Annotated in this window: 9 protein-coding genes and 2 pseudogenes; 8 read left to right on the top strand and 3 right to left on the bottom strand. The window is 70.3% G+C overall.

The features are described 5' to 3' along the window. Positions 1-61 precede the first annotated feature (61 nt). Positions 62-880 (top strand): DUF3558 domain-containing protein, encoded by an 819-nt coding sequence (locus G3I77_RS22735; RefSeq protein WP_248506605.1) that lies wholly within the window; start codon positions 62-64, stop codon positions 878-880. 134 nt (positions 881-1,014) lie between these two features. Beyond that, a complete protein-coding gene (locus G3I77_RS22730; protein WP_248506604.1) occupies positions 1,015-1,893 on the top strand; it encodes a DUF3558 family protein in 879 nt (292 codons plus the stop codon). A 327-nt stretch (positions 1,894-2,220) separates the two neighbouring features. Here the strand turns inward: G3I77_RS22730 and G3I77_RS22725 are convergent, their stop codons facing one another. Continuing rightward, on the bottom strand, positions 2,221-3,117 hold the full coding sequence (locus G3I77_RS22725) for an MFS transporter (protein WP_248506603.1): 897 nt from the start codon (positions 3,115-3,117) through the stop codon (positions 2,221-2,223). Between the two features lie 27 nt (positions 3,118-3,144). On the opposite strand from G3I77_RS22725, the pseudogene G3I77_RS22720 reads away from it, so the two are divergent. The 4 genes and pseudogenes from G3I77_RS22720 to G3I77_RS40905 all read left to right on the top strand — a co-directional run. After that, positions 3,145-3,591, top strand: a pseudogene (locus tag G3I77_RS22720) (ATP-binding cassette domain-containing protein); the annotation flags it as partial. A 159-nt stretch (positions 3,592-3,750) separates the two neighbouring features. Then, a complete protein-coding gene (locus G3I77_RS22715; protein WP_248506602.1) occupies positions 3,751-5,040 on the top strand; it encodes a DUF2637 domain-containing protein in 1,290 nt (429 codons plus the stop codon). 74 nt (positions 5,041-5,114) lie between these two features. After that, entirely contained in the window at positions 5,115-5,855 is a 741-nt protein-coding gene (locus tag G3I77_RS22710; protein ID WP_248506601.1) for a hypothetical protein, read from the top strand. After that, positions 5,852-6,670, top strand: a pseudogene (locus G3I77_RS40905) (class I SAM-dependent methyltransferase); the annotation flags it as partial. The gene G3I77_RS22710 and the pseudogene G3I77_RS40905, both read left to right, overlap by 4 nt. Positions 6,671-6,998: 328 nt before the next feature. Here G3I77_RS40905 and lysS read toward each other — a convergent pair. Next, positions 6,999-8,771 carry a lysine--tRNA ligase gene (gene lysS, locus G3I77_RS22700; RefSeq protein WP_248506600.1) on the bottom strand — a complete coding sequence of 591 codons (1,773 nt, stop codon included), beginning with the start codon at positions 8,769-8,771 and terminating at the stop codon, positions 6,999-7,001. A gap of 149 nt (positions 8,772-8,920) precedes the next feature. Here lysS and argS point away from each other — a divergent pair, with 149 nt between their 5' ends. Continuing rightward, the gene (argS, locus tag G3I77_RS22695; RefSeq protein WP_248506599.1) at positions 8,921-10,684 is read left to right on the top strand and encodes an arginine--tRNA ligase; all 1,764 of its coding nucleotides are present in this window, start codon (positions 8,921-8,923) and stop codon (positions 10,682-10,684) included. Between the two features lie 79 nt (positions 10,685-10,763). Here the strand turns inward: argS and G3I77_RS22690 are convergent, their stop codons facing one another. Further along, positions 10,764-11,264, bottom strand: coding sequence for a DinB family protein (locus tag G3I77_RS22690; protein WP_248506598.1), 501 nt, complete (start codon positions 11,262-11,264; stop codon positions 10,764-10,766). 69 nt (positions 11,265-11,333) lie between these two features. Here G3I77_RS22690 and G3I77_RS22685 point away from each other — a divergent pair, with 69 nt between their 5' ends. After that, the gene (locus G3I77_RS22685; protein WP_248506597.1) at positions 11,334-12,119 is read left to right on the top strand and encodes a DUF4253 domain-containing protein; all 786 of its coding nucleotides are present in this window, start codon (positions 11,334-11,336) and stop codon (positions 12,117-12,119) included. Positions 12,120-12,144 lie beyond the last annotated feature (25 nt).

The raw sequence follows: 12,144 nt of genomic DNA, 5'->3' as shown, positions 1-12,144 counted from the left end.
ATTGTGTTCATCGCCCGCCCGACGGCGGCAAGCCAATATCCGTGTCGAGAGGAGCCACCACGTGCAACGGAAGGCGTGTGTACCCGGTATCGCCGTGCTCCTCGCGGCGGTACTGGCCGGCTGCACCGGCGGCTCGGGCGACGACGACCCGACGGACGACTCCAACCCGGGCGACACCGGCACGGCATCGGCCGCCGCCGAGCCCGGCCGTTACCGCACGCTCCCCGAGCCCTGCACCGAGGTCGACGAGAGCACGCTCGACGAACTCCTCCCGGGCATCCGGCAGATCCGCGACCAGGAGCAGCGCGAGAAGGCCTACGAGGGTGAGCCGACGAGCACGTTCGACACCGACCGCAAGGTCGGCTGCCGCTGGAAGGTGGACTCCCCGGCGGCCACCGACCATCTGCTGATCGACTTCGAGCGGGTCGTCTCGTACGACAACGCCGTCAGCGACGACAGCCAGGCCGAGCAGCTGTTCGCGGAGCGGGAGGCGTCGGCCCACCTGCCCGAGCCGACCGCCACGGAGACGGCGCCCGCCGCCGGCACGCCGGCGGGCGGTTCGACCGCGTCCCCGAGCGGCTCCCCCTCCCCGTCCGGCTCGTCCTCGCCCTCGGCGTCCGCGTCCGCTGCCCCGACCGATCTACAGCCCCGGGTGCTCGAGGACCTCGGCGACGAGGCGTTCCTCGACGACGGGCTGAGCAGTTCCGGTTCGACGGCCAAGCAGCGGACGGTGACTGTGGCGTTCCGCACGTCCAACGTCATCGTGACCATCGAGTACGCGGAGCAGCCGGCGACCGTCGGCGTCGTCCCGGACAGCAAGGAAATGCAGGACAGGGTGCAGAAACTGGCCTCCCAGCTGGCGGATTCGCTGGGCGACTGAGGCCCCTTCACGGCCCTTTCACGCGTACCCGCAAGGCGTGCGAAGAAGGAACACACGGTTGCCTCACCGCGTACGGTGACCACTCGGACCCGTTCCGACCGCAGGGAACCACGAGCGTCATGAGTGAAGGAACCATGCAGCGACGAGCACAGCGAGAGCAGCGAGACCAGCGAGCGAAGCGACTCAACCGCGTCCTTGTCTGCGCGGCCGCCGTACCCGTGATGCTGGTCGCCGCCGGCTGCTCCTCGGACTCCGGCTCCGGCGACAGCACGGACAAGGCCGCCGAGGCCGCCGCGTCGGCGTCCGCGAGTCCGTCGCCGACCGTGGAGGCGGCGGCGTACGGCAAGCTTCCGGAGTCGTGCAAGGCGCTCTCGAAGAAGATGCTGAAGGACCTCGTTCCGAAGAGCAAGTCCGGCAAGGAGGGCAAGTCGGACGACATCTCGACCCGGGGCAGCTGCTCCTGGAACAGCCTCGACAACAACGGCGTGAAGGGTTCGCAGTTCCGCTGGCTGAACGTGTCGATGCTGCGCTTCGAGTCGGACGCCACGCGTGGCGCGGCCGACAAGCTGGCCGGGCAGTACTTCGACAAGCAGGTCCAGGAGGCCCAGGCCGTCGAGGGCGCGAAGGGCGTCAAGACGGAGCCGGTGGCCGGTACGGGCGACCAGGCGACGGCCGTGCACTACGACCTGAAGAAGAAGGAAGGCACCTTCAAGCAGCAGACGATCGTGGCGCGCGTCGAGAACGTCGTGGTCACGCTCGACTACAACGGCGCGGGCCTGGCCGGCGACAAGACGCCGAGCGGCGACGACATGCTGAAGGACGCGAAGAAGGCCGTCAAGGAGGCGGTGGACGCGGTGTCCGAGGCGAACGGCAAGGGCGGCGGCAAGGCGGGCGGCGCCCCGTCCAAGTCGGCGTCGAAGTCGCCGTCGGAGTCTCCCTCCAAGGGTGCGTCGGACGAGCCCTCGAAGGACACCGAGGCCTCGCCGTCGAAGAAGCCCGCGTCGCAGAGCTGAGCGAGCCCGGCCGGCACCGCCCCACCCGTCTCCCGTCCGCCGGGGGGCGGGTGGCCGCGTCTCGGGCATCGCGGTCCGGCCGACGGCTCTGTCGGCCAGGATGACCGCGGGTTCGTCGGGGACCGGGGAAGGAGCCTGCGGGGCCCGGACCGCGTGCCGCCCGCCTTCCCAGTCGCTCAGCACCCTGTGCAGCACGGTGTCCACGTCGAACCGGACCAGGTCCCCGGGAGACGATCAGGCGCGGGCCGTTGGGCAGCGTGGGACTTCGGGTTTCACGTGCACGTGTGGCTCCTGCGGTCACGTGGTCGTGGGCGGGTTCCGGTCTGCTCAGGCGTCCCCGGCGGCTGCCTCGTTCTCCTCGTCGTCCGGCAGACGGATCAGGGAGCGTACGGGGCTGAACAGCGGCCACAGGGCCGAGGCGACCAGGCCGGCCGACGCGAGCACCATCACCTCGACGAGGCCGAGCCAGGTGCCGAGCCAGCCGCCGAGGAGGGCACCGATCGGCTGGACTCCCCAGCTGATGAAGCGGGTGGAGGCGGTGACACGCCCGAGCAGGTGGTCCGGCACGAGGGTCTGCTTGACCGTGTCGCTGATGACGAGGTTGACCACCACGGCGCAGGTGTAGACGAAGGTCGAGACGGTGACCAGGGTGACGGCCACGACTCGGCCGGTGCCTGCGGCGAGCGGAACCAGGACGGCGGCCAGGCCCGGTACGGCGTACACGAGGATCAGGGCTCGGCCTTGGCCGAGGGTGCGGGTGAGGAGGGGGGTGCAGGATGCTCCGACCAGTCCCGCTATTCCGCCGGCCATGCTGGTGGCGCCCAGGAGGCCGGGGCTGAAGTCGAGGTTCTTCAGGAGGAACAGGACGTTCACCGCGAAGAACATGGAGTGGAAGATGTTGAAGTGTGCGGCTGCCAGGGTCATCGGCCGCTGAAGGCGGTCGTGACGCAGGACGCGCAGGCCCGCGAGCACCTGTTCCCGGTGGGTTTCCTTCGGCCGGGCGCACCCTGGCTCGGCGGCCGGGCCGGGTTTTCCCTCCGGGGCGTCGCTCTCCTCGACCGGGTCGGCCGAGGGAGGCGCCTTCGGGAGCCGGGACAGTGTCGTGTAGCTGACGAGGTAGCTGACGCTGTCGACGACCAGGGCGACCGGTGCGCTCATGATCTGGACGAGGATGCCCGCGAGGCCCGGTCCGGCGACCATGCCGACCGAGGCGCTGCCCTCCATCCACGAGTTGGCCCGCTCCAGTTGGCTCGTCTGGGGTCCCGGGTCCGTCCTGGCTGGTTTGCGCAGACCCAGAGCAGGCCCGACCTGGACGACCGCACGCTCGTGGACGTGCTGGGGCGGGGCGACGGTGACCGGGAGGGCCGCGACCGAGGGGCGGCAGTCTCCGCACTGCGCAGGTACGAACTCCAGGCCCAGGCCGACCAGCCCTTCGGTTCCCTCTCCGGCGGGCAGCAGGCCAGGTTCCAGATCCTGCTGCTCGAACTGCAGGGATCCACCTTGTTGCTGCTGGACGAGCCGACGGACAACCTGGACCTGCACAGCGCCGAGGCCCTGGAGACGGCACTGGACCGTTTCGAGGGAACCGTCCTCGCGGTGACCCACGACCGCTGGTTCGCCAGGACCTTCGACCGCTTTGTCGTGCTGGACTCCGACGGCCGGGTGCGGGAGACGGACGAGCCGTACTGGGAACGGTGAACGCGGCGCGGCCCGCCCCTGCAATCTCCGCCGACCTGGCCGAATAAGGCCGCACTGGAACCGGCCACCCGTCCTCCGCACATGTGTGCCACCCTGTTGCGCGCAACACCATGCAAGGGGAGGGGAGTACGGGTGGCCGCGCCACTGCAGCTGACTCGGATGCACCGCGTTCTCATCGGGGTGGTCGTGGCCGGTGCCGTGATCATCGCCGGTATCGGCTTCGCCGGTTCGTACGCGGCGGTCCGCGAGTTGGCCCTCAAGAAGGGCTTCGGGAACTTCTCCTACGTGTTCCCGATCGGCATCGACGCGGGCATCTGCGTCCTGCTGGCCCTGGATCTGCTCCTCACCTGGATCAGGATCCCGTTCCCCCTCCTGCGTCAGACGGCCTGGCTGCTGACGGCGGCGACGATCGCCTTCAACGGCGCGGCCGCGTGGCCGGATCCGCTCGGCGTGGGCATGCACGGGGTGATCCCGATCCTGTTCGTGGTCTCGGTCGAGGCGGCCCGGCACGCGATCGGCCGCATCGCCGACATCACGGCCGACAAGCACATGGAGGGGGTCCGCCTCACCCGCTGGCTCCTCTCGCCGCTCCCCACGTTCCTTCTCTGGCGCCGTATGAAGCTCTGGGAGCTCCGCTCCTACGAGCAGGTCATCAAGCTGGAGCAGGAGCGGCTGGTCTACCAGGCGCGGCTGCGGTCGCGGTTCGGGCGGGCGTGGCGCAGGAAGGCTCCGGTGGAGTCCCTGATGCCGCTGCGGCTGGCGCGGTACGGGGTGCCGTTGGCGGAGACGGCTCCGGCGGGGCTGGCGGCGGCGGGCATCGAGCCCGCGCTGATCCCGCCGGCTCCCAAGCAGGCTCTGGACGCGGCGGCCGCACCCGCCCCGGCCGCGGGCAGGCGTGCCGCTTCCGGGCCGCCCGTCCCGCAGAGGACGGCTTCTCCCGGCGAGCAGCGCCTGGCGCTCGACAGCACCCCCGGCGTCGAGCACGTGGCGGCAGAACCCGAACCCGACCAGAGTCCCTGGTTCAACACCCCCCGCGAGGTCGAATACCAGGGCGGCTACGACCCGGCCTACGACCCGGAGCAGTACGCCCAGTGGTTCGCGGAGCAGCAGCAGGCCGAGCAGTACCTGGAGGACCAGCCGCACGAGGGCCCGTCCTCGGAGGACACGGGCAGCTTCCCCATCCCGGTGGGCCCGGGCCGTACCCGTGAACTGGGTGAGGGCGGCGGCACTCCGCCCCCGGGGGCCGTACCCGTCCCCGAACCGGACGAGGAGTCCTTCTACCAGGTCTTCAAGCAGTCGATCAACGGCAGCTACCCGACGCCTCGTGAGCTGATCGACAACGTGGAGGCGGAGTTCGGCATCGGCCTGCCCCCGGAGGACGCCAAGCGCATGGTCAACCGCTTCACGAACCGCCACAACGCGGAACTGGAAGAGGACCACATCGCATAGTCGGGGGCAATTTCGGAATCGTCTATTCCAGCGCCGATCCCCCCGGCCGACACACGGCCGAATTCAGGCACGCGATGGTGCACTGCCTCTACGAGACCGGCCGGAACGAGGAGGGCGCCCGCTACATCCGCGACTACATGCGCGGCCGGAACGCCTCGACGCCCATGCGGATCCACGTCTGGTGGCACTACGCCCTGTTCGAGCTCTACGCGGACAACATCCAGGAAGTACTGGCCTGCTACCGCATCGGCATCCGCAGGAAGACGTCCCTGCGCTCGGCCGAGGACCTGGACGCCGTCACCCTGCTCTGGCGCCTGGCCCTGATCAGGCCGCAGCTCGACCTCTCCGCCTACTGGCGCTCGCTCTACCAGGACTGGGAGCCGTACCTGGAGGAGAGCTGGTACCTCTTCAACGACTTCCACGCGTACCTCACCTACTGCCAGGTCGGCGAGTACGGCCGCGCCGACGCCCTCCTGGACGCCGTCCTGGCCCGCGGCAAGGAGGTGCCCGAGGAGATGGTCGACGTCTTCCTCGGCTTCCGCTCCTTCACCACCGGCGACTACGCCGACGCGGCGGACCGGCTGGCCAGGTCCTACCACCGCTCGTTCGCGATGGGCTGCAGCAACGCCCAGCGCGACGTCGTCGAACTCACCGGGATCGAGGCGGCACTTCGCTCCCGGAACTACGAACTCGCCGAACGGCTGCGCGAGTCCGGCCGGATCTTCCGCCACCGCAGCCCCGTACTCGACGAGTACGCGGCCCGGCTGGCGGCTCTGCGCACATCCGAACGCCACACACAGGGGGTACTGAAGTGAGCCTTTACCAAGCGATACTCGACGAGACCGCGCCCGGTGACCTGCCGCTGAGCACGATCAAACTCGCCGACCGGACCACCGTGTGGCAGCTGGACAGTTCGGCCGGCTTCGCCGCCAAGGTGACCCAGGGCCGAGCCGCGGTCTTCGTCTGCGAGAAGGCGGCCGCCCTGACCCTGGACGCGCTGAAGGAGTGTTGCGCGCCCTTCGGGGTGGGCGAGGCGGTCGAGTGCTCCGAGTCGCAGTACCTGCTGGCGATCGGGCTGCTCGACGACACCGCGCTCCTGGTGCTGGGCGCGGACGTCACGGCCGCACCGGTGGAGTTCTCCCCCACCAGCGACGACGTCCGGAGCATCGTCGGCACACTCGACGACTACTACTACGGCTACGAGGACCGCTACCGGACCGTGTACGAGCACGGCGCCGAACTGTGGGAGTCTGCGGAGCCGAACGCCTCGCTGCGCCTGCTGATGCAGGAGCGCCCGGACGTCTTCTCCGGCCGGATCATCGACCTGGGCTGCGGCGAGGGCCGCGACTCCCTCTACCTGCTGTCGCAGGGGCACGACGTCGTCTCGGTCGACGTGTCGCACTCGGCCCTGTCCCGCGCGCGGGAACGGGCCGCCGCCGCGAACCTGGACGCCTCGGGGTTCATGGAACGCGACATCATCTACCTGCGCGGCTTCGAGGAGGGCGGCTTCGACCTCGCGATGAACATGGGCTGCCTGCACATGCTGGTCGACGAGGAGCAGCGGGCCCGCCACATCTCCCGCGTCCACGACATCCTCCGCCCGGGCGGGCACTTCGTCGTGGACCACTGCGCGAGCGAGTGGGGGAAGGGCTTCTTCTCCATCCCCGACTACGCGGAGATCTCCTCCGACCTCGTCCCCGGACGGATGATCTCGCGCAGGATCCGCGTCGAGGACGGCGAGAAGGACATCGGCCTGGAGGTGCTCCCCTACTCGGAGCGGTCCGGTGACGCCCTCACCGAGGAGATCAGCGGGCACGGCTTCCGCCTGGTGAGCAGCACGCACACCGACACGGAGGCGCTCGGCTCGTCGACGATGCTGCTTCCAGAAGTCCTGACACGAACCGAAGTCCTGACACGGAAAAGGGGGGCCCTCGCAGGAGGGCCCCCCTTTTCGCGGCTCAGTCCCCGAGCAGGGACCGCACCCGGTCCTGCCCCACCGCCAGCAGCAGCGTGGGCAGCCGGGGCCCGGTGTCCCGGCCCACCAGCAGGTGGTACAGCAGCGCGAAGAAGGACCGCTGGGCGGTCTTGATCTCCGGCGGCAGCTCCTTCGGCGTGGCGTCGGCGGAGAACCCGGCCTGCACCTTCGGCACGCCGTACACCAGGTGCGTCAGCCCGTCGAGGGACCAGTGATCGGCCAGCCCGTCGAGCAGCAGCCGCAGCGACGCGCGGCCCTGCTCGTCGAGCGACTTCAGCAGCTCGGCGTCCGGCTCGGCCCGCACGATCGTCCGCTGGTCGGCGGGGACGTGCGTGTTGATCCAGGCCTCGGCCTTGTCGTAGCGCGGCCGCGCCTCGTCGAGCGAGGTCAGCGGCTGCTCCGGGTCCAGCTCGCTGAGGATGCGCAGCGCCTGGTCCCCGTGCCCGGCGGTGATGTCCGCGACGGACGCCAGCGTCCGGTACGGCAGCGGCCGGGGCGTCCGCGGCAGCTCACCGGCGGCCGTACCCACCGCACGCGCGTACGCGGCCACGTCGGCCGGCAGGGCGCTGCCGTCGGCGACCTTGGCGTCCAGCCGGTCCCACTCGTCGTAGAGCCGCTGGATCTCCTGGTCGAAGGCGACCTTGAAGGACTGGTTGGGCCTGCGGCGCGCGTACAGCCAGCGCAGCAGCTGCGGCTCCATGATCTGCAGGGCGTCGGCCGGGGTGGGTACGCCGCCCTTCGAGGACGACATCTTCGCCATGCCGGAGATACCGACGAACGCGTACATCGGCCCGATCGGCTGCTTCCCGCCGAAGATCCCGACGATCTGCCCGCCGACCTGGAACGACGACCCCGGCGAGGAGTGGTCGACACCCGAGGGCTCGAACACGACCCCCTCGTACGCCCACCGCATCGGCCAGTCGACCTTCCAGACCAGCTTGCCGCGGTTGAACTCGCTCAGCCGGACCGTCTCCGAGAAGCCGCACGCGGTGCAGGCGTACGTCAGCTCGGTGGAGTCGTCGTCGTAGGAGGTGACGGTGGTGAGGTCCTTCTCGCAGTTGCCGCAGTACGGCTTGTACGGGAAGTACCCGACGCTGCCGGAGCTGCCGTCGTCCTCACCGGCCGCGCCGGAGCCCTCGGCGGCCTCCAGCTCGGCCTCGTCGACCGGCTTCTGCCCCTGCTGCTTCTTGGCCGGGGCCTTCTTCGTGCGGTACTGGTCGAGGATCGCGTCGATCTCGCCGCGGTGCCTGATGGCGTGCAGGATCTGCTCACGGTACACACCCGAGGTGTACTGCTCGGTCTGGCTGATCCCGTCGAACTCCACGCCCAGCTCGGCCAGCGACTCGATCATCGCGGCCTTGAAGTGCTCGGCCCAGTTCGCGTGCGCGGAGCCCTTCGGCGCCGGGACGGACGTCAGCGGCTTGCCGATGTGCTCCTCCCAGGCCTCCTCGTCCACGCCGGCGATGCCCTTGGGCACCTTGCGGTAGCGGTCGTAGTCGTCCCAGGAGATCAGGTGCCGCACCTGGTGGCCGCGGCGGCGGATCTCGTCGGCGACGAGGTGCGGGGTCATGACCTCGCGCAGGTTGCCGAGGTGGATGGGGCCGGACGGGGACAGACCGGACGCGACGACGACGACCGGAGCGGTGGCAACTGATGTCACTTTGCCCGGGGCCCGGCGCTCCGACTCCTCGATGACCTCATCCGCGAAACGGGAGACCCAGTCGGTGGTCTCGGTGCTCTGAGCCACGATCGGCACGTCCTTCTTTCTGCATCGGGCAGCCGGTACGGTCGCACGGCTGACCGCACCATTGTCCCAGACCGGGTTGCGCCCGGAAAAACGGCTTTACCCGCATGGAATACTGAGTGTGTCTATCGATTCCCTCGAGGAGAACGGCACCCTTACCTATGGCCTCGGTCACGTCCCTCAGCGACTCCGTCCACCAGCGCCTCGCGGCGGCCCTGTCGGCGGCTCTGCCGCAGGCCGGCTCCGCGGACCCGCTGCTGCGACGAAGCGACCGGGCCGACTTCCAGGCCAACGGGATCCTGGCCCTCGCCAAGAAGGAGAAGGCCAACCCGCGCGAGCTGGCCACGCAGGTCGTCTCCCAGGTCGAGTCGGGTGAGCTGATCAAGGACGTCGAGGTCTCCGGACCCGGCTTCCTCAACATCACCCTCACCGACCGGGCGATCACCCGGAACCTCGCCGCGCGCTACGCGGACGACACCGGCCGCCTCGGCGTGCCGCGGGCCGAGCAGCCGGGCACCACGGTCATCGACTACGCCCAGCCGAACGTGGCGAAGGAGATGCACGTCGGTCACCTGCGCTCCGCGGTGATCGGCGACGCGGTGGTGCAGCTGCTGGAGTTCACCGGCGAGCACGTGGTCCGGCGTCACCACATCGGCGACTGGGGCACCCAGTTCGGCATGCTCATCCAGTACCTGGAGGAGCACCCGCACGAGCTGGACCACAAGGCCGACGAGGTCTCCGGCGAGGAGGCGATGTCGAATCTCGACCGTCTCTACAAGGCCGCCCGCAAGCTGTTCGACGCCGACGAGGAGTTCAAGACCCGAGCCCGGCGCCGGGTGGTGGACCTCCAGGCGGGCGACCCGCGGACGCTGGCCATGTGGCAGAAGTTCGTCGACGAGTCGAAGATCTACTTCTTCTCCGTCTTCGAGAAGCTCGACATGGAGATCCGTGACGCGGACATCGTCGGCGAGTCGGGGTACAACGACATGCTCGCCGAGACCTGCCGCCTCCTGGAGGAGTCGGGCGTCGCGGTCCGCTCCGAGGGCGCCCTCTGCGTCTTCTTCGACGACATCAAGGGCCCGGACGGCAACCCGGTCCCGCTGATCGTGCAGAAGTCGGACGGCGGCTACGGCTACGCGGCGACCGACCTCTCCGCGATCCGCGACCGTGTCTTCCAGCTCAAGGCGAACACGCTCCTCTACGTCGTGGACGCCCGCCAGTCGCTCCACTTCAAGATGGTCTTCGAGACGGCCCGCCGCGCCGGCTGGCTGAACGACGACGTCGAGGCGGTCCAGCTCGCCTTCGGCACCGTCCTCGGCAAGGACGGCAAGCCGTTCAAGACCCGTGAGGGCGAGACGGTCCGTCTGGTCGACCTCCTCGACGAGGCGATCGACCGCGCCTCCGCGGTGGTCCGGGAGAAGGCCCAGGACCTCTCCGAGGCGGAGATCACCGAGCGCGGCACCCAGGTGGGCATCGGCGCGGTGAAGTACGCGGACCTGTCGACGTCGGCGAACCGCGACTACAAGTTCGACCTGGACCAGATGGTCTCGCTCAACGGCGACACCTCCGTCTACCTCCAGTACGCCTACGCCCGTATCCAGTCGATCCTGCGCAAGGCCGGAGCCACCCGCCCCGCCGCGCACCCCGAGCTGGAGCTGCACGAGGCGGAGCGCGCGCTGGGCCTGCACGCGGACTCGTTCGCGGCGACGGTCGCGGAGGCGGCGAGCGAGTACGCCCCGCACAAGCTGGCGGCGTACCTGTTCCAGCTGGCGTCCCTGTACACGACGTTCTACGACAAGTGCCCGGTCCTGAAGGCCGAGACGCCGGAGCAGATCGAGAACCGCCTGTTCCTCTGCGACGTCACGGCCCGCACGCTCCACCGGGGCATGGAACTGCTGGGCATCCGGACGCCCGAGCGGCTCTGAGCCCGGACGGCTCTGGATCCGGGCTCTCCCGCGACCGCCCCGAGGGCGGCACTCCTCCGTGGAGGGCCGCCCTCGGGCGTCAGCGCCGGGCCGTGGTGCTCGCGCCGTCCAGGGCCTCGCGGATGATGTCCGCGTGCCCGGCGTGCTGGGCGGTCTCCCTGATCAGGTGCAGCAGGATCCGGCGCGCCGACCAGTACTCGGGCTCCGGCGGCGACCAGGGAGTCCTCGGCAGGGGCACGCTGACGTCCAGGTCCGGCAACGCGGCCACCGCCTCCTCCGTGGCCTTTGCGGCCGATGCGTAGCGCTCCAGCACCCCGGCGAGCGTGTCGCCCTCGGCCATGCGGTACTGGCCCATGTCGAGCATGCCGTCGGGCAGTTCACCGTCGCCCTTGACCATGATCTGCGCCCACACCTCCTCCCCCTGAGCGAGGTGCTTCACGATGCCGCCCAGGGTCAGTTCGCTCACGGTCGTGCGCCGCGCGGCCTGGGCGTCACCGAGTCCGCGGACGGTGATCAGCAGCAACTCCCGCTGCTCCGCGAACGCGTTCATCAGGTCCGTCTTCTCCGGGGAAGTGGTCATGGGAGGAACGTAGAGGGCGATTAGGCCAGTCCATGTCCTCTGTCAGTGGCCGGCTCTACAGTCACCACCATGGCGACTCTTCCCAACCCGCTGCCGACGCTGGCGGCCGACCCGGGCGGCCGCGCGCTCGGGATGCACCTGCCCGCCGGGACACTGGTCGACGCGACCGACGACGGCCCCTGGCACGAGCCGTTGCTGTGGTGCGCGGACGAGCGGACCGGGCCGGGTGGCTGGACCGCGCTGGAGCCGGCACGGCGGGTGGGGCTGCTGCCGGTTCTCCTCGACGTGGGCGGCGGCCATGGCGGGCCGGACCGCTGGCAGTTGCTGCCCGGCGAGGTGTCGTACGCCGGGGACCACGACGCCGAAGAGGTCCTCGCGGAGTACTGGGAGGAGTACGCCGCGGAGGGCGATCCCTGGCCCGGACCGGCCCGGCCGCTCCCACGGGCCGGGGACCCGGACGTGACAGCGGCACGCACCGCGGACGCCCTGCTCGACGACGGCGGCCCCCTCAAGGACCCCCGCCTCGCCCTCGTCCCGGCCCGCCGCAGCGCGGACATCCCGACGGCGATCGGCTGGACGGGCCCGGCGCACCACGAGGGCGACACGGCCCGGCTCAGCGCGGTGCTCCGCTCCTGGGAGGACCGCTTCGGCATACGCCTCGTCGCCCTCGGCTTCGATCACCTGCTGGTGTCGGTCGCCGCCCCGCCCGCCACGACGGCCGACGCGGAGGCCGTGGCCGCCGAGCACTTCGCGTTCTGCCCGGACAACATCCGGCAGGGCGGCGACGCGGCCCTCAGGGCCTACGCCGAGCACCAGGTCCTCAACCAGCGGGCGTGGCAGTTCTGGTGGGACTGATCCCCTCCCCCAGCCGGCGCAGCCC

Source organism: Streptomyces sp. D2-8, assembly GCF_023184515.1.
GTDB lineage: Bacteria > Actinomycetota > Actinomycetes > Streptomycetales > Streptomycetaceae > Streptomyces.
Note: the sequence above shows the minus strand (reverse complement) of the source record. Positions and strands in the feature narration are given on the sequence as shown.